The sequence below is a fragment of the Hoeflea prorocentri genome, assembly GCF_027944115.1.
GTDB classification, from domain to species: Bacteria; Pseudomonadota; Alphaproteobacteria; order Rhizobiales; family Rhizobiaceae; genus Hoeflea_A; species Hoeflea_A prorocentri.
In genome coordinates, this window is sequence record NZ_JAPJZI010000001.1 from 750,156 (window position 1) to 767,789 (window position 17,634).

Consider the following 17,634-nt stretch of genomic DNA (forward strand, 5'->3'; position numbering starts at 1 on the left):
ATCTAGTGCTGTGCCGATCCGCCGGTGCGCTGACGCTGCTCATGGGCAGCCGACCCGATCGTCTCGGAGGCATTGCCCTTGAGTGCTGGGGCATCGATGCCGTCACCGCCGGCATCGGCGGCGCGCTGAACACGGTTCGCCGCGATCCGCAGAATGCTCATACCGTCGCGGATTTCCTGGTCGGCATAGGCGACGCCTATGCTGACATTGCCCCAGGGCGCTTCGGCCTGTTCGCCCCGCGACCTGACTGCTTGCAAGATACGCTCACAGGTGCGGATGGCCGTCTTTGGTTCCGTGTTGGGAAAGACAATTGCAAATGTGTCTTCGCCGGTCCTGCCGACGCTGTCATAGGCGCGGGTCTGATCGACCAGGAGTTTCGATAGTTCCTTTAAGAGCGCATCGCCGGCGGCATGCCCCTCCGCATCGTTGATACCCTCGAAACCGTCAAGACGGACCGATGCAACCGAAAGCGGTGACTGGAACCGACGATAGCGGTTGAACTCGCCATCGAGAATATTGAGCAGGTTGGCGGTGTTGTGCAGGCCGGTCAGGCTGTCGCGCAAAGCCTGCTCTTTGAGCCGGCGATGGGCGAACTCAAAATCCCTGATGCTGAGGATGTCATGAAGTCCTTCATCATCGACCACAGGTATATGCCGGATACCATTCTTGATCATTGTCTCGTAGATGTCATCCATCGGATCGTCCGAACGGCAGGTGACGACCGAACTGGTCATGACGTCGGAGACAGTCTTTTCAAAGAAAGCCTGTTCGAATTCGACCATGGAACGGACGAGGTCGCGCTCGGACATGATGCCGACGAGCCTGAACTCATTGTCGACCACCGGAAGCGCGCCGATATTGTTGGTCTGCAGCAGATGCGCGGCTTCCAGCAGGCTTTTGTTCGGACCAATGAGCTTGATCTCGTTCTGACCCTTGTGCATCAGCAATTGGCGGATTCGCATTTCTGTACCCCTGAGCGGATTCCGTTTCGCGCATAGATTGTCTGTTGCTATCATTAAGAAAGCGTTCAGCCGCGGACTGCGCCTTTCCGCAATGGTCAATAAAGAATTGCGGTTGTTGCCTGACTTGCTCCAACCCAGGGCCGCCAGTCGGGCTTCGCGACTGCTGTCTTAAGCGTGTGAGCCCAATTCCCCGGCGTTTTTCTGCCTGACGAATGCACGTTTCGAGACCAGCGAAGCGGTGATGACACCGATTGTCACCAGGGCAATGAGGATCGTCGACAGTGCGTTGATTTCCGGACTGACGCCGAGCCTGACAGCGCTGAAAATACGGATCGGCAATGTAGTGGAGGCGGGGCCGGATGTGAACGATGCAATGACCAGATCATCAAGCGACAAGGTAAAGGCAAGCAGCCAGCCGGAAATCACGGCCGGCGCGATGATGGGGAGTGTCACGCTGCGAAAGGCGTCGAACGGGGTGCAACCGAGATCGAGCGCGGCCTCTTCGATGGAGCGGTCAAAGCTGACAAGGCGTGACGAGACAACGACCGACACGTAACACATGGCGAATGTGGTATGCGCCAGCACAATGGTGAAGACGCCCCGGTCGAGGCCGATCGCGATGAAAAGGAGCAGCAGCGACAGGCCGGTGATCACTTCAGGCATGACCAGCGGTGCGTAGGTCATGCCTGAGAACAGGGTTCGGCCAAAGAACCTGCCGCCGCGCACCATCACATAAGCCGCCATCGTGCCGAGCACCGTTGCGGCGGTGGATGAAAACAGGGCGACCTTCAGCGTTACCCATGCAGCGTCGAGAAAAGACTGGTTCTGCAGAAGCTCAAAATACCATTTTGTCGAGAAGCCCGCCCAGACCGTGACCAGCCGTGAGGCGTTGAAACTGTAGACGATCAAGATGATCATCGGGATGTAAAGGAAGGCAAATCCGAGTGTCAGCGCAGTGACGTTAAACCAGCTCAGGCGTCTCATCGGCCGGCCTCATTCTGGCGTTGCTGGTTGCGCTGGAACAGGGCGATCGGAACGATCAGTACCACCAGCAGGACAACGGCGACCGCGGAGGCGACCGGCCAGTCGCGATTGGTAAAAAATTCTTCCCACAGCACCTTGCCCATCATCAGCGTGCCGGAGCCGCCGAGCAATGAGGGGATGACGAACTCGCCGAGGACCGGGATGAACACCAGGAAACAGCCGGCGACAACACCGGGCCGCGAAAGCGGCGCGGTGACCAGCCAGAATGCCTGGGTGCGCGAGCAGCCCAGATCTTCGGCTGCCTCAATGAGGGAATCGTCCAGCTTGTCGAGCGTTGCGAATATCGGCAGTACCATGAACGGCAGATAGGTGTAGACGATGCCGATATAGACGGCGACGGAGGTGTTCAGCAAAGTGAGCGGTTCATTGATGATGCCCAACGCCAGCAGCACCTGATTGAGGAGGCCTTCCTGGCTCAAAATACCCATCCAGGCATAGACGCGGATAAGGAAACTGGTCCAGAAGGGGAGGATGACGAGGACCATGAGAATGACCCGCCACGATTGGGGCGCCTTCGCCATCCCGTAGGCGATCGGAAACCCGACAGCCAGGGTCAGGAAGGTCGATACGAGCGCGATGGTCAGGCTCGACAGAAATGCCTTCCAGTAGAGATTGTCCTCGGTCAGAAAGATAAAGTTCTCAAAATCGAGCTGGCTGAGAAACTCCACAAAGCCGCTCCAGCCCGCCGACAGGTCCAGCGTCGGAACATAGGGCGGGATGGCGATCGCAAAGTCGGACAGCGATATCTTCAGAACGATCAGGAACGGGACAAGAAACAGCACCAGCAGCCACAGATACGGAATGGCGATGAGTATGATGCGGCGCAGGTTCACAGCCCTTCTCCTATCGCGTCAGCACAAGGCCGGCGGTCGGTGACCAGGACAGCCAGACGCTGTCCTCCCAGGTCAGGCCCTGTCCGGCGCGCCGTTCGCGGTTGGCCGTCTGAGCCTTGATGATGTGACCGCTGTCGAGGCGCACGTGATAGGTGGAGATATTGCCCAGATAGGCGATGTCGTGGATCTTTCCGGAAACCGCATTCGCGGTGTTTTCCGGCTGCTTTTTCGAGATAGCGGTCTTTTCCGGGCGGATTGCGAAGGTGCAGGACGTGCCGATCTCAAGAGCGCCGGCATGGTCGCATTCGATGTCCGGCTGCCCTTCGGCCCAGGCGATCTTTGTCCGCCCATCGCCACAGCTTGCGACCTTGCCCTCAATGAGGTTGATGTCTCCGATGAAGCCGGCGACGTAGACCGAGTTGGGCGTTTCGTAAATCCGGTCGGGTGTGTCGACTTGCGCAAGCCGGCCATTGTCCATGACCGCGACCCGCGTCGCCACGGTCATCGCCTCTTCCTGATCATGGGTGACGATCACAAAGGTCGTGCCGGTTTTTTCCTGAATGTCGACAAGTTCGAATTGCGTTTCCTGGCGCAGTTTCTTGTCGAGCGCACCGAGGGGCTCATCGAGCAGGAGGAGTTTTGGCGCCTTGGCGAGCGCCCGGGCAAGCGCCACGCGCTGCCTTTGTCCGCCCGATATCTGGTCTGGCTTGCGGCCTGCAAAACCCTTGAGCTGCACCAGGTTGAGCATGTCCTCCACCCGACCGGCTATTTCCGATTTCGGCATGGCGGACCGTTTGAGGCCGAAGGCAATATTGTCGGCGACCGTCAGATGCGGAAAGAGCGCATAGGACTGAAACATCATATTGACCGCCCGCCGGTTCGGCGGCACCGGCCCGATGTCCTGGCCATCCAGCATGATCCTGCCTTGCGTCGGCACCTCGAACCCGGCCAGCATGCGCAGCAGCGTTGTCTTGCCGCAGCCGGAAGGGCCGAGCAGCGCGAAGAACTCGCCTTGGAAAATGTCGAGGTCAAGGTTGTCGACAGCCGTGAAGTCGCCAAACCGTTTGGTGACGCCTTCGAAACGGATCAGCGGGCTTTTTTCGGCATCATCCCACGGTTTTGTTTCAGGCACGGCGTCCATTGCTTCCCCCGGAGGCGCTAGTGCTGCGGCGCTCAGGTGCCGGATTTTATCCTGGTCCACATGCGTGTGACGAAACGCTGGGTGCGCGGGTTCCAGGCAATTGTCGGATAGAGCGCCTTCATGGTCTCCGCATCGGGATAGATCGCCGTATCGTTGATGACATCTTCCTCCAGGAACTCCTGCGAGGCGAGATTGCCATTGGCGTAATAGACATAGTTGGACGCCGCCGCCATGTTTTGCGGATCCATCATAAAATTGAGGAAGGTGTGTGCGGCTTCCGGGTTGGGCGCATCGGTCGGGATCGCCATCTGATCGAACCACATGACCGCGCCTTCCTTCGGCGCGTTATAGGCGATGTTCACGCCGTTCTCCGCTTCCGCCGCGCGGTCGCGGGCCTGGAGGATGTCTCCCGAATAACCGAACGCCACGCAGATCTCGCCATTGGCCAGGGCGTTGATGTACTCGGAGCTGTGGAACTTCTGCACGTAGGGCCGAACCGCGCTGAGCACCGGTTCGGTCTTGGCGATGATGTCGGTGTCCTGAGTGTTGGGGTCTTCTCCCAGATAAGTCAGCGTGGCCGGTATGATTTCCGCCGACGCATCGAGGAACTGGACGCCGCAGACAGCCAGTTTTTCCATATATTTCGGGTTGAACACGAGTTCGAGCGAATCCACCGGCGCATCATCACCCAGCACCTCGGCGACCTTGTCGACATTTATGCCAATTCCTGTGGTGCCCCACATATAATTGACCGAATAGGCATTGTCCGGATCATAAGGTTCCGTGCGTTCCTTTATGGCATCCCAAAGGTGCTGTGCATTCGGCAATTTCGACTGGTCCAGCGGCTGGAACACGCCAGCCTTGATTTGCCGCTCGAGGAAACTTGCAGAAGGCACCACGACATCGTAGCCCGAGCTGCCGGCCAGCAATTTGGTTTCAAGCACATCGTTGGAATCGAAAACATCGTAAATCAGGTTGATGCCGGTTTCCTTCTCGAACTTTTCAAGAAGCGCCTCGTCGATGTAGTCCGACCAGTTGTACACACGGACCTCATCGGCCAGCGCCGCGGTCGCAGCGAGTGTCAAAGACAGTGCGATCAGGTATTTTGCTGGTTTCATTATCATTTCCTGCTTGCGTCTATCCTGGCATTGAAAATTTGTGACCGCCTCGCACGCCCCGTACGGCCGATCCCGGTTTGTCGGAAACAAGAATGCACATCCGGCCCGCTGGCGTCGAGAAAAAATGCATGATTTCCGGCTTTTGCGGCGAAAGAAAAAAAGCGTTTCAGGACTGGCGGGCTGGCGTTAAGATGCCGCTCATGGTCATGCATCCAAACAAGGACGACCGTATGGAAAACGGATCCGGCGCTGCCGGGCGGTTCGCCGACAAAATTGTACTCATTACCGGCGCAAACGACCGTGGCTTCGGTGGCGCCATTGCAGAAAAGCTCGGTGAGGAAGGCGCAACCCTGGTGCTGACGGACAGGGTTGAACCGAAACGACTGCTGGGCCGCCTTGAGCGCCGCAACGCTGCCGTCCGCTGGCATGCGGGCGATATTACCGAGCCGTCATTTGTTCAGCGTATGATCGATGAGACCGTGGCTGAATTCGAGCGGCTGGATGTTGTCGTCAACAGCGCCGGTGTCAGCGGGTTTGGTCTCTTTGAAGACCTGACCGACGAGCAGTGGGACATGACAATGAATGTCAATGTCATGGGCACTGTCCGCATCACCCGTGCGGCACTGCCGCATCTGGCATCACCCGGCGGGGTTATTGTCAATATTGCCTCCGTGCTGGCGGCCAATGCCTGTGCCGGCAATGCGGCTTATGGCGCCAGCAAGGCAGCGGTCGTTGCACTGACCAACTCGCTCGCACTTGAAGTCGCACCGCGTAAAATCAGAGCTGTCTGCATCGCGCCGGCACTGGCGCATACGCCAATGCTTCACGAATTTGCCAAGGATTTTACCAAAGAGGCCTGGGATCAGGTCAATGCCTGTCATCCGCTTGGCACCGGCTCGCGCCATGATATTGCCAATGCGGTCGCCTTCCTTGCATCCAGCGATGCGGGCTGGATTACCGGAAGCACGCTGCCGCTCGGTTGGACGCAGACGATCCCGTTGCCCATGGTCCCAACGGAGACGCCGAAACAATGAGCCTTGCCGAAGTGTCACCCGATGCGAGTGAAGAACAGTATCATCTGTGGCATCCGTTCACCCAGATGCAGAAAGTTCTCAATGCGCAGAACATTGTGGTCGAACGCGGCGAGGGGCCTTACCTGTTTGACCAGAATGACAAACGCTATCTCAATCTGACCTCCTGCCTGTGGAATGCGCCTTTGGGCCTTGGACGGTCGGAGATCATCGATGCGATCACCGAGCAGCTCAACGAGTTGAGCTTCGCCGCCCTGTTCCGCACGGCGCATCGGCCGGCGATCAAGCTTGCACAAAGACTCTCCGAGATCGCGCCCGGCAGGCTCAACCGCGTCTTCCTGACGTCTAACGGCTCGGAATCGGTTGAATCGGCCATCAAGATGGTTCGGCAGTATTTCCATCACACCGGGTCGAAGAAATACAAGGTGATCTCGCTGCTGAACGCCTATCACGGTGTATCTTACGGCGCTCTTGCCGCCTCGGGCTTTGCCGAGGATCAGCAGGGATTCGGGCCGATGCCGGAAGGCTTCCTGAAAATTCCCGCGCCCTTCAACCGCGACCGTCAGAGTGAGGAGGAGCGGGCGGCCTTTGAGGTCGCTTGTGCGAAGGAACTCGAACGGACCATCCTTGCCGAAGGCGCTGACAGCGTTGCCATGTTCCTTATCGAGCCTGTGCAGGGCATGGGTGGAGCGATCGCGCCCGGTCAGGCCTATTTCGATGTCATCAGCGAAACGTGCCGCCGCTATGATGTGAAGCTGGTGGTCGATGAGGTGACGACCGGTTTCGGCCGTACCGGGACCTTGTTCGCATCCGAACGCTTCAATCTGGATCCTGACGTCATGTGTCTTGGCAAGGCGATCAGCGGCGGGTATTTCCCGCTTGGCGCGGCTGTGGCCACGGATGAGATCTGGGATGTGTTCCTGTCTGATTCAGACGGGACGCGGTTTAATCACGGCTCCACCAATGCCGGCCATCCGGGCGCCTGTGCGGCCGGTCTTGCGGCCATCGACATTCTCACGCGTGACAATCTGATTGAGGCGGCGGCAGAGCGTGGCGCCACGTTTTTGTCCGATTTGCGGCAGCTGAAAGAGCTGCAGGTCGTGGATGATGTACGTGGCATCGGAATGTTGTTCGCCATCGATCTGGTGCGTGATGAAGCCGGGCGCGAACCGCTTGATGCGGCCGCAATGGATATGGTCGCCAAGGCCTGCTATGCGCGCGGACTTTGGATTCATTTCTCCGGTAACCGGATCTTGCTGTTACCGCCGTTCATCCTTGGGGATGAGCATTTTGCAGAGGCGTTCGCCGGGCTCAAACGCATTCTTTCCAGAGTGCCGGCCTGGATCTAGCGCTGTCCAGGATTAGCTCTGCGTTCCCTTGTACTGGGGCGCTGCGGCGTCGAATTCCTTGCGAAGATTGACGACCACGCGGCGGTTCTGCGACTTGCAGGCAAGCTCCGGGCAGTTGCGCACGAGACGTTCCTTGCCATAACCCTTTGCCCACATGCGCTGCGTGCTGACGCCTTTTGAGGCCAGGTAATCCATTACGGCCTTGGCGCGCTTGTCTGAAAGCTGGACATTGGCGCCGGAGGAACCGGGGTCGTCGGAAAAACCCTGAAGCTTGACCAGCCAGCCCTTGTGCTGGTTGAGCCAGGCTGCCTGCAGGTCAAGCGTTTCCTTGGCGACATCATCAAGGCTTGCTGAACCGCGGGCAAAATAGACCCGCCTTCCGGCGCTCATGATGAAGTTTTCCTCACTGCCGGTTCTGATATCGGCAAAGCCAACGGCAGCGTCGTCCGTTGCGCCGGCATTCGGATCGCCAAGCGCGGCGTTTGTGCCCGTGCAGCCTGATGCTGCGATACCGGCGAATAGCAGCGCTGCGGCTGCTGTGATCCGGAGAATACTCGTCATACTCTTTCCCCCATCTGGCGCTGTCCCCTGGCGCCAGTCCGTTATCCTGCCCTATCGGAGATATGTTCGAGAACCAGCACCGCCGTGCCGACCGGCGCGCGGCGGTATAGGTCGATGACGTCCTCGTTGAACATGCGGATACACCCGGATGAGACGTCAGAGCCGATTGACCACGGCTCTGCGGTGCCATGAAGCCTGTAGCCCGTGTCGCCGCCGCCTTTTCCGTGAAGGTAAAGCGCCCTCGCGCCCAGTGGATTGTTCGGGCCGCCTTCCATGGAGTCAGGCAGTTCTGGCTGCCGTTTTTTCATTTCCTCGGGTGGAACCCAGCGCGGCCAGCGAGCCTTGCGGGCGACGTTTGCGCGTCCGAACCACTGGAAGCCTTCGCGCCCGACACCGACGCCGTAGCGCATGGCGGTGTTGTTTTCCCAGATCCAGTAGAGGTAGTGATTGCGGGTATCGACGACGACCGTTCCTTCCGGCTCGTCGGAGAAATACTTCACCATCTGCCGATGCCAGCGCGGATCGATCGATGTGAAATTCGTGTTCGGATAGCGATGATCGCCGTCAGTGGTCGCGCCCTTGAAAAACTTCGATGACTGCGCCGCCGATCCGCTTGTCAGGATCGATGGCATGCTCAGACCCGCTGCTGCAACAGCGGCTCCTTTCAGCAGGCTACGCCTTTTCATTGTGTCCTCCCTGTGCCGGCTGGCCGGCTCCACGCATGACCGCGCCTTCATGCGCGCAAATGTCACATGAGCCCATTAAATGCGAAAAGGGCGGGGAGGGTCAACCTTCAAGCGCCGAAGCGGCTGTGAAGTCGCTTCGTCAAGTCACCAGGTGCGGCGTGGCCCGGTATCGATATGATAATGGCCGGAGCGGGCGTAGTAGCTGTAACCGCCGACTTCGCGTTGCGAGCGCAAAAAGGCCAGAACCGATGCGGAATCGCCGCGCACGGAAAAGTCCACAGCCTTGCAGTTCAGGTGATAGGAGTTCTTTGCGCCGCCCTTGCGCCAGTTCTCGAACCACCAGCGTTTGGTCGAGTGTACCGTCACGGTTCCATAGCGGCGCGAGACGCGATTGAGAACACGCTTGAGCTTGCGTGGAACACACCATTTGGTGTCGTTGTAGTTCACTGTTGCCGATTGCGAGCCCAGCCCGAAGAAGCTGGCACAGCCCGACAACGGCATTCCCGTCGCGGCGACAATGAGAACAGAGAAAACAAGCTTACGCATAACGCTATACCAACCCGTGCTGACGACATGCGTTATTATTGCGCCCGAACGATTAAAATTGTCATGAAAGATATGGTTAAGGTTTAACGTCCAAGGCCCTCGGCCGGTTAAGGAATTCGGCGAGAATGGGGCTGGTTCGGCTGGCGTTCTGGAGGCTTTCTTTTTCTTGCCGTCAAAAGCGCTCCGGGTTGCTGATCGGCATCATGTGATTGTCCCATCGGACGCCAGGGTTATCGACGTTGTTCGTACTTCCGGTCAAAAGCACACCGTCACCCGACGAGGCGAGATAGTCCTGGCCAAGCGGGCTGATGCCACAGATATCGGGCAGGTTACGACGGGAAAGTACGGCCCCGGTCTCAGCATTGAGCACAAACATGCAGTTGCCCCGCGGTGAGGTGATCGCCAAAGTCCCGGCGGCGGGGTTGGCGGCAATCGATCCGATATAGTTTCTGAGCGCGGAGATATGGTGGGGCTCCATCTCGAAGAGCCGGATCCCGTCGCCCGGCCTGCAATGGCCAGACAGTTGCGGTTGCTTGCGCGGCGAGCCTTCGAACTGGCAGGCGAAATAGATGCCACCCCTCCCGTCGTCTGCCAGATGGCGTATTGAAAGCTGATGCATGGTCGGCGGCAATTCGTGCCGTTCGCGAACCGTGCCGTCGCGCCGGTCGATGAAACAGAGCGACGGCTGCATGGTCGCCAAATTGAGTTTCGCGCGGCCAAAATCCGGATGGGTTTCGACGCCGCCATTGGCCACAGCAAGGGTTACGCCGTCGTCCAAAGCCAGTATGTCGTGCGGACCGATGCCACCGGACGGGAACTCACCGATCCGCCTGTAACCCGATGTCGCGTCGTAAACGCCAACCATGCCGACTGCATTATCGAAATCGTTCTCGCTGGCGTAGAGCAACCGCCCGTCCGCGGAGAAGGCTCCATGACCATAGAAGTGGCGGCCGGGGCGGCTTGTAATCATTTGCGGCTGCGTCGTCTTGTCGGCGGTAAAGGCAACCGCGAACGTGCCGGGCCGGCGGGCAAAGACGACAAATTGTCCGGTTGACCGGTTGCGGGTAATGTCGTGGCCACGACCGGGCAGGGGAATACGCGCAATCAGACTGCCTTCTTCGGTTAGGACGGCGGCGCCAAATCCTCCCATGTCGTCACGGTATGCGGACGCAAAAACTGCCGGTGCAGAAGCCAGTTTTTCGGCCGAGGCCGGCGTGAGAGTGGACGCAAAAATTGCGCCCGCTGCGGTTACAAAAGACCGCCGGTCGAGCAGTCCTTCCTTCACGGTCAGTCCCCGTCCAGGCTCGAGAAATTAGCGGTCAGACCAAGTGCTGCGGTCATGTCGTCCCCGAAATTCCCCATCATCGCGCGGACGGTCGTGCGTACGAAAACCAGTTTCGAGCGCTGTTCCGGATCAGACAGGAGATCGGCGGGGGGTCCGCTAAGACTGTCCAGGGCGGCAATTGGATGCCGGAAACCGAACCTCACGGAATCGTCGATCCATTTTGAGCTTTCAGGCAGGAGCTCGGCGAGCCCGGACACGTCGTAGAGCGCCCGGAAATCTTCCAGTCCTGTCTGTAGCATCGCAAGCGTGCCGTCAGAGCGGCGAAAGAGCGCGCGTTTTGGCCGATCCTTTTTCGCTGTGGAGCCGAGAAAGGAACCGAGCTCCATTGTGTCGTAGAATTCAAGACCATTGGAAAACAGGCTTACAAGGGCGCCAAGTGCCTCCTTTTCGTCCCGAAAGAAGGGGTTGTCCGCACCGGGACGCATCCATATTTCGGCGAACCCTTCCGGTCCCTGCCATTCCGTAACCAGCTCACCAGCGATCGCGCTGATGTTCGTGCCGGCGGCGTGAGCGAAACGGCAGCGAAATGTGTCGGCTTCGGATGCGAGTTCATCGGAACCATTGCCGTAAAGTGCAAACTCAAGCGCTGCCAGCCCCTGTACAGCAACACTCTTTTGCGCAAGGCCGGATGGCGTTGCGCTCTCCGGTTCCCGGTTTTGCAACAGCGCCTGAACCTGGCGCAGGCCGACCCCGCGCCGATCTGGCCAGAACAAAATACGCTCAAGCCTGTTGTCCTCAAGGATTGGTCCGATGCGCAGAATGTTGACGGCGGCCCAATCCGTTGTCGCATGGGTGAAGTTCTGCTGCGCTTCAGAAAGGCCGTCCGGAGAGGGCGCGGCACACAGCGCGCTTATGCTGTCTCTCAACGCGGCGGTTGATCCGGCGAAGGCCTCTAGCGCGGGGATGGCAAAATTCTCGACCGATGCCTTGATGGCGCTCACGTCGCGGGCACTTGCGTGCGAGGGTACCCAAATGACCGCAAGAATCAGCAATGCGGCGAGCACGGACATAGGGTTCAGCACGCCGCGCGGACTCGCTGCCTGCCTGATACCGCGCATCATGCCATCCGGTCCCAGTCTCCGTGGCGCATGTTGAGGCTGTAATCCCTGCCGTCCACGCCTTCAGGCGTCACCAGTTCGAAATGCGGCGAGCGGTCCATGAACTCATGCATATGGGTGACGACCTGATCCTTGTCGGCAAGAACAACCGCATAAACAGGCGGTTCAAAATTGCCGGGAACGCTGGTTTCGGGCGCCTTGAGATCGAGCGCCAATTGGTGATTGAGGCCGCGGATGCTGGAGAAGGCGATGCCGCGCCAATTGCCGAAAATCGGTCTATGTACATGGCCGAAGAAGATGTGGCGGATTTTCGTCACGTGGGGTTCGAGCACGTCAAAGAATGCTTCTGCATCCAGAAGATTGATAATATCCATGCCCTTGAGCCCGAGTTTCAGAGGGGGGTGGTGCATAAGGATAAGCACAGGCCCGTCTGCCGTCTCCAGCTGTTGTTTGAGCCAGCCGAGCCGTTTCGGGCAATATTCGCCGGCATCGGTCGGCGCCTCCTTCTTGGTGTCGAGAAACAGGCAACGTCCTGCCTCGGTTTCCATGACCGATTGAACAAATCCGTTTTCATCGGTTTCGACACCGGGAACCATCCTGATCATGGTCTCGCGGTGGTCGTGATTGCCCATCAGGACTTTCACCGGCATGTTGAGGCGTGCAATCGCATCCGTCAGCACACGATAGGTCGCCTCGTTGCCCCAATGCGCCTGATCGCCGGTGAAGACGACAAAATCCGCGTCATCATGCTCCCGGTTGATGCTGTCTATCGCCGCGTGCAGGCGGCTTTCCGGCGACACGCCATACAGGCGGCGGCCTCCGTCAATGAGATGGATATCCGTCAGTTGGATGAATTTCAGCACGTCGAACGATCCCTTGCGGCAGGTTCTCAGATGAGGTCTTTCCTAACTGTGTAGACGGTTTTTCGCGTCTTTTCGATGTCGAAGCTTCACAATCGGAATATATGGCGGATGTTTTAGCGTATTGCGCTCGCCGGCACGACTTCGCGGCCGGGTTCTTCCGGCTCATGATCGGCCATTTGTGCTGGAAAGCCCGGTGCGCGGACGCTTTGACCGGTGGCCTCCTCGAGGCGCCTGATGATGTTCGGTGACAACTCCCGCGGGCCGTACCGCTCTTCTCCATCCCTGAAAATGTCGATCAGCACCGGGTTGAGTTCCAGCGGCACACCGCAGCGCTCTGCGACCTGTTGAAAGAGCCCAATATCCTTTGAGACGAGATCCATGGTGAAATTGATGTCCCGAGAACCGTTGAGAATGACCTGACTTTCCGTCTCGTGTACAAAGGAATTGCCCGACGAGATGCGGATCGCTTCATAGGTCGTGTTGAGGTCCATACCGGCAGCTTTCGCCGTGACCAGCGCCTCGCACAGTGACAACAGGTTGGCGGTGGCGAGGTAATTGGTCACCACCTTCAGAACCGAGGCGGAGCCCAGCGGTCCGGTGTGAAGGATCCGCCGGCCCGTGGCCCTGAGTACCGGAAGCATCTGCTCGAAGGTCGAGCGATCGCAGCCGGCAAAAATCGAGATATTGCCTGTCGCGGCGCGGTGGCACCCGCCGGACACCGGACAATCGACCGGCAGGCCGCCGGCTGCCGAAACCAGGGCGCCGAGGCGGCGGACTTCCGCCTCATCAGTGGTTGACATTTCCGCCCAGACTTTCCCCGGCGCCATAGCATGAAGGATACCGTCATCGGTTTCCATAACGGCCGCCGATGCGGCGGGGCTCGGCAGGCAGGTGATGATGATGTCGCAGGTGCTGGTGATTTCGGCAGGGGAGTCGGCCCACTGGGCACCACCGTTCAAAAAGGGTTCGGCAAGATTGCGATCAAGGTCCCGAACCGTCAGATCGAAACCGTTTCGCAGGAGGCTTCCGGCCAGTTTGCCGCCGACATTGCCAAGACCGATGAAGCCGATTTTCATAGATGCCTCCCATAATTTGCCTTCTATCTGAGCGGTTCGGTTTCCATGGTGAGATGGAGTTCCGTTCCTTCGTAGGGATTCGCCCGTGCGACGTCCTCGTTCAGTTTGACACCCAGGCCGGGTGCATCGGGCACGAGAACGCAGCCATCCTCCCAGCGGATCGGATTGACAAGGAGATCGGCGTGAAAACCGTCCCACTTCTGGATGCTTTCAAGGATCAGGAAATTCGGAATGCAGGCCGAGAGCTGGATATTGGCCGCGCCGACGACCGGGCCGCAATAAAGATGCGGGGCAATCTGGGCGTAACGGGTTTCCGCCATGGCGGCGATTTTCTTGGCTTCCAGCAGGCCGCCGACGCGGCCGAGATTCATTTGCAGGATCGAAGCGGCGCCGGTATCGAGCACGCGTGCGAACTCGTATTTGGTGCAGAGACGTTCGCCGGTCGAAATCGGGATCGATGTCGAACGTGCAACCTCCGCCATGCGTTCGGGCATTTCGGGGGTGACCGGCTCCTCGAACCAGAGCGGATCGTAGGGCTCCAGCCGGCGCGCCATACGTTTGGCGCCCGACACGGTGAACTGACCGTGCGTTCCGAAGAGCAGGTCGGCCCGGTTGCCGACTGCTTCCCGGATGCGTTTGCAGAAGAGTTCGGAACGCTCCAGATCCTCAAGGCTCGGCTGATGGCCGCCATAGATGGTATAGGGGCCGGCCGGGTCGAATTTGACGGCGGTAAATCCCTCATTGGCGCAGGCGAGGGCCGCTTCTGCGGCCAGATCGGGATCGTTGTAAACGTTCGGTGTATTCGGGTCCGGATAGACGTGTTCGTCGCCGGGCGGGTAGAGATAGGTATATGTGCGGAGCCGCTCGTGAACACGCCCGCCCAACAGCTGATGCGCCGGCTGATCTGCCGCTTTACCGATAATGTCCCAGCAGGCCATTTCCAATCCGCTCAATACGCCCATCACGGTCACATCGGGTCGCAAGGTGAAGCCGCCGCCATAGGCCATGCGCCACAACCGCTCGATGTGGTGTGGATCGGCGCTGTCGAAAACGTGGGCGAACAGGTTTTCGGCCATTTGCGCGACGAGATGCGGGCTGAAGGTGGCGTTGTAAATTTCGCCAAGGCCGACAATGCCACATGCGGTCTTGAGCTGGACGAAGATGAAATAGCGGCCACCGCGCGAGGGGGGTGGATTGGCGACAACAAAGGTCTCGATCGATTGCAGTTTCATATTGCATCAAACCTCAAGGGCTGCCGGCTTCGCTTGCCATATAATCGGCTTTGTCGAGCCAGGCCGGATTGATCTCGGCACCCCAGCCGGGCGTGTCGGTGACCAGGACATGGCCATTTTCAACGGTGAACGGCTCGTTGACAAAGAGATTCTGCTGCCAGGGATAATAGTCTGATCCTTCAATGGAAAATTCCAGATAGGGCCCGGCGTTGGGGATCGACCTCAGAAGGTGCATGGTGAAGAGCGTGACCATGGAGAGATTGGCCGAATGGGGCGTGCAGACGAGGCCCGCTGCCTTGGCCATTTCGGCAACGCGCAAAGCGCGTGCGAGCCCGCCGATATAGCAGATATCCGGCTGGACGACGTCGACGGCGCGCATGGCGATCATACGGCGCCAGACAGCAAGATCGCAATCCTGCTCGCCGCCTGTGACGTCAAGATCGAGCGCGTCGGTGACCTTCTTCGTTTCATCGAGGTCCCAATAGGGGCATGGCTCTTCGAAATGACAGATGCCGTTATCCTCAAGCATGCGACCGATCTCGATGGCGTTTTTCGCCGAATATCCGCTGTTTGCGTCAACGAGGAGAGTTGCCGTGTCGCCAAGGCTTTTGCGCACGGCAGGTACGATGGCCTCAGTGCGTCCGGGCCACTCGTCTAGATCGTGCCCGCATTCGCTGGCCACCCGGAACTTGAAGGCGTCGAAACCATGCTGATCGCGAAGCCGGGTCAGGCGCGTGGCTTCTTCCTCGGGTCCAATGTCACGCCGCATGCTGGAGGCATAGGTGCGTAGCGGGCCCGGACTGCCGCCAATCAGCTCGCAGACGGGTTTTTCCGCGAGCCTTCCGCGCAGGTCCCAAAGCGCGGTGTCGAGACCGGCGAGGGCCCGGCGCAGATAGGAGCCGGGAAATTTGTGCTCCTTTTCAACAATCAGATCAGCGAGCGCATCGATATCGTCTATCCCGGCTCCGAGCGCCCAGGGGGCGATCTGGCGATGAAAGACCAGTGCGGTGATATCGGCATTGTAGGTGGAGACCTGGCCCCAGCCGAATGATCCGTCCTCGGCGGTGACACGAACGAAACCCACAAAGCTGTTGGAGAAGGTTTCAAGCTTGACGATCTTCATGGTGTCAGCCCGCCGCCTTCAAATCTTCCAGGATCATGTCGGCGCCTTTCTGGGCGAGCATGATGGTCGGTGCATTCGTATTCCCGGATGTCAGGTTCGGAAAGGCCGATGCGTCAACGACGCGAAGGCCCTCGACCTCATGCACCCGAAGACGGGCATCCAGCACGGAGTTGCTCTTATTTGTGCCCATCCGGCAGGTGCTGGTCGGGTGATAGACCGTTGCCGCCCGTTGTTTGAAATCGTTGAGCGCCTCTTCGTCGCTGAGATTTCTAAGGTCCGGCTGGCGTGGTGATTTGATCAGCTTTACCATGGTTGGCGTCTCGATCAGCCGCTGCAACAGCCGTGCGCCGCGCATAATGGCGGCGCAATCCTCATTGGTCGTCAGCGAATTGGGTCTGATGCGCGGCGCGTCATCGGGATCGGACGAAGCGATGTCGATGCGGCCACGACTGGTTGGGCGGCAGGGCTGGTAGGACAACAAAAAACCCGGTTCCGGATCGATCTGCGGTGCTGCGCCCGACCCTGTCGAATAGGTGGCCGGATTGCAGTAGATCTGCATATCGGGTTGCGGTGCATCCGGGGTCGAGCGGATGAAGCCGCCGCACTGGTTGATACCGAGGCTGAGAAGACCACGGCGGGTAAGGGCATATTGCAGGGCTGCCAATATTCTGCTGCGCCAGGGCTGCAACTGATTGTTCAGCGTCGGGACGGTTGCCTCGTAGTAATAGTTGACGGCGAGATGGTCCTGCAGCCCGCCGCCGACCTCAGGAAGGTGCCTGCGAACTGCTATGCCATAGCTTTGCAACACGTCCGCCGGCCCGATGCCGGAAAGTTGCAGGAGCTTGGGCGAGTTGACCGCACCGGCGCTGACAAGGACCTCGCGTCTCGCAAGAGCCTGTCGCTTTTTGCCGCACAGGCGATAGGCAACACCGCTTACGCGCTGCCCATCAAAAATAAGATGGTCGACATGGGCGTTGGACACCAGCTTGATGTTTCCACGCCTCAGAGCCGGCCGTAGAAAGGCGTCAGCGGCAGAACAGCGCCAACCGGCGCGTGTTGTGTTGTGAAAGATGGTCAGGCCTTCCGGGGCTGTGCCATTGAGATCGTCCGTCGTCGGCCAGCCGGCTTCCTTTGCCGCCGTCAGAAACCGCCCGGTGACCGGGTGCGCCTGATCGGTTTCGTCCGTGACCCAGAGCGGTCCGTTACCGTGCGTGTCAAAACCATTGCCGCGTCGCCGCGCCTTCGTCTCGCTGCGTTCGAACACCGGTCTGACACTTTGCCAGTCCCAATCGTCTGCGCCGGCTTCGGCCCAGTCGTCAAAATCATGCGGCAGTCCGCGGCAGTAGACCATGGCATTGATCGAACTGGAGCCGCCGATCACCTTGCCTCTCGGCCAATAGCCGGAACGGCCGCCAAGCTCCGGGTCGGGCTCGCCGGAGTAACACCAATTCACCTTCGGGTCCTTGAAAGTGAAGCCATAGCCGATCGGGACGCGAATGCGCAGCTTCCGATCCGACCCGCCTGCCTCGATCACCAGGACTTTGAATCGGCTATCGCGGCTGAGGCGTTCGGCCAGGACACAGCCCGCGGAGCCGGCACCTACTATGATAAAATCGAATTCGTTGCCGCTCATATTACTCTTGCCTTGATTTTCCGGCAGTGTTGA

The 17,634-nt window shown here is 59.1% G+C and carries 17 protein-coding genes; 2 read left to right on the forward strand and 15 right to left on the reverse strand.

All coding sequences use genetic code 11. From position 1 onward, the window contains the following. Window positions 1–2: 2 nt before the first annotated feature. From OQ273_RS03460 to OQ273_RS03480, 5 genes are all read right to left on the reverse strand, one after another. Window positions 3–962, reverse strand: a complete 960-nt coding sequence (locus OQ273_RS03460) for a GGDEF domain-containing protein (RefSeq protein ID WP_267989083.1) — start codon at window positions 960–962, stop codon at window positions 3–5. Between the two features lie 168 nt (window positions 963–1,130). Continuing rightward, the gene (locus OQ273_RS03465) at window positions 1,131–1,946 is read right to left on the reverse strand and encodes an ABC transporter permease (RefSeq protein ID WP_267989084.1); all 816 of its coding nucleotides are present in this window, start codon (window positions 1,944–1,946) and stop codon (window positions 1,131–1,133) included. Further along, entirely contained in the window at window positions 1,943–2,833 is an 891-nt protein-coding gene (locus OQ273_RS03470; protein ID WP_267993015.1) for an ABC transporter permease subunit, read from the reverse strand. The genes OQ273_RS03465 and OQ273_RS03470 overlap by 4 nt, the downstream gene beginning before the upstream one ends. A gap of 16 nt (window positions 2,834–2,849) precedes the next feature. Next, a complete protein-coding gene (locus tag OQ273_RS03475) occupies window positions 2,850–3,980 on the reverse strand; it encodes an ABC transporter ATP-binding protein (protein WP_267989085.1) in 1,131 nt (376 codons plus the stop codon). 32 nt (window positions 3,981–4,012) lie between these two features. Further along, the gene (locus OQ273_RS03480; RefSeq protein ID WP_425493331.1) at window positions 4,013–5,098 is read right to left on the reverse strand and encodes a polyamine ABC transporter substrate-binding protein; all 1,086 of its coding nucleotides are present in this window, start codon (window positions 5,096–5,098) and stop codon (window positions 4,013–4,015) included. 92 nt (window positions 5,099–5,190) lie between these two features. Between OQ273_RS03480 and OQ273_RS03485 the strand changes: the two genes are divergently transcribed. Both OQ273_RS03485 and OQ273_RS03490 read left to right on the forward strand, forming a co-directional pair. Further along, window positions 5,191–6,132 carry an SDR family NAD(P)-dependent oxidoreductase gene (locus tag OQ273_RS03485; protein ID WP_267989087.1) on the forward strand — a complete coding sequence of 314 codons (942 nt, stop codon included), beginning with the start codon at window positions 5,191–5,193 and terminating at the stop codon, window positions 6,130–6,132. Continuing rightward, window positions 6,129–7,478: an aminotransferase family protein gene (locus OQ273_RS03490; protein ID WP_267989088.1), complete on the forward strand. Its 1,350-nt coding sequence runs from the start codon at window positions 6,129–6,131 to the stop codon at window positions 7,476–7,478. Before OQ273_RS03485 ends, OQ273_RS03490 begins: the two co-directional genes overlap by 4 nt. A 12-nt stretch (window positions 7,479–7,490) precedes the next feature. Here the strand turns inward: OQ273_RS03490 and OQ273_RS03495 are convergent, their stop codons facing one another. The 10 genes from OQ273_RS03495 to OQ273_RS03540 form a co-directional block, all read right to left on the reverse strand. Beyond that, window positions 7,491–8,039: an OmpA family protein gene (locus OQ273_RS03495; protein ID WP_267989089.1), complete on the reverse strand. Its 549-nt coding sequence runs from the start codon at window positions 8,037–8,039 to the stop codon at window positions 7,491–7,493. A 41-nt stretch (window positions 8,040–8,080) separates the two neighbouring features. Then, complete coding sequence (locus OQ273_RS03500) at window positions 8,081–8,725, reverse strand: L,D-transpeptidase family protein (protein WP_271292085.1); 645 nt, start codon at window positions 8,723–8,725, stop codon at window positions 8,081–8,083. Window positions 8,726–8,869: 144 nt separating this feature from the next. Continuing rightward, entirely contained in the window at window positions 8,870–9,271 is a 402-nt protein-coding gene (locus OQ273_RS03505) for a YcbK family protein (protein WP_267989090.1), read from the reverse strand. Window positions 9,272–9,443: 172 nt separating this feature from the next. Next, the gene (locus tag OQ273_RS03510) at window positions 9,444–10,556 is read right to left on the reverse strand and encodes a DUF1513 domain-containing protein (RefSeq protein WP_267989091.1); all 1,113 of its coding nucleotides are present in this window, start codon (window positions 10,554–10,556) and stop codon (window positions 9,444–9,446) included. A 2-nt stretch (window positions 10,557–10,558) separates the two neighbouring features. Next, the gene (locus OQ273_RS03515; protein WP_271292086.1) at window positions 10,559–11,674 is read right to left on the reverse strand and encodes an imelysin family protein; all 1,116 of its coding nucleotides are present in this window, start codon (window positions 11,672–11,674) and stop codon (window positions 10,559–10,561) included. Then, window positions 11,674–12,537: a phosphodiesterase gene (locus tag OQ273_RS03520; RefSeq protein WP_267989093.1), complete on the reverse strand. Its 864-nt coding sequence runs from the start codon at window positions 12,535–12,537 to the stop codon at window positions 11,674–11,676. Before OQ273_RS03520 ends, OQ273_RS03515 begins: the two co-directional genes overlap by 1 nt. A gap of 113 nt (window positions 12,538–12,650) precedes the next feature. After that, window positions 12,651–13,613 (reverse strand): NAD(P)-dependent oxidoreductase, encoded by a 963-nt coding sequence (locus tag OQ273_RS03525; RefSeq protein ID WP_267989094.1) that lies wholly within the window; start codon window positions 13,611–13,613, stop codon window positions 12,651–12,653. A gap of 23 nt (window positions 13,614–13,636) precedes the next feature. Then, a complete protein-coding gene (locus OQ273_RS03530) occupies window positions 13,637–14,845 on the reverse strand; it encodes a mandelate racemase/muconate lactonizing enzyme family protein (protein WP_267989095.1) in 1,209 nt (402 codons plus the stop codon). 13 nt (window positions 14,846–14,858) lie between these two features. After that, the gene (locus OQ273_RS03535; RefSeq protein ID WP_267989096.1) at window positions 14,859–15,968 is read right to left on the reverse strand and encodes a mandelate racemase/muconate lactonizing enzyme family protein; all 1,110 of its coding nucleotides are present in this window, start codon (window positions 15,966–15,968) and stop codon (window positions 14,859–14,861) included. 4 nt (window positions 15,969–15,972) lie between these two features. Next, window positions 15,973–17,601 (reverse strand): GMC family oxidoreductase, encoded by a 1,629-nt coding sequence (locus tag OQ273_RS03540; RefSeq protein ID WP_267989097.1) that lies wholly within the window; start codon window positions 17,599–17,601, stop codon window positions 15,973–15,975. Window positions 17,602–17,634 lie beyond the last annotated feature (33 nt).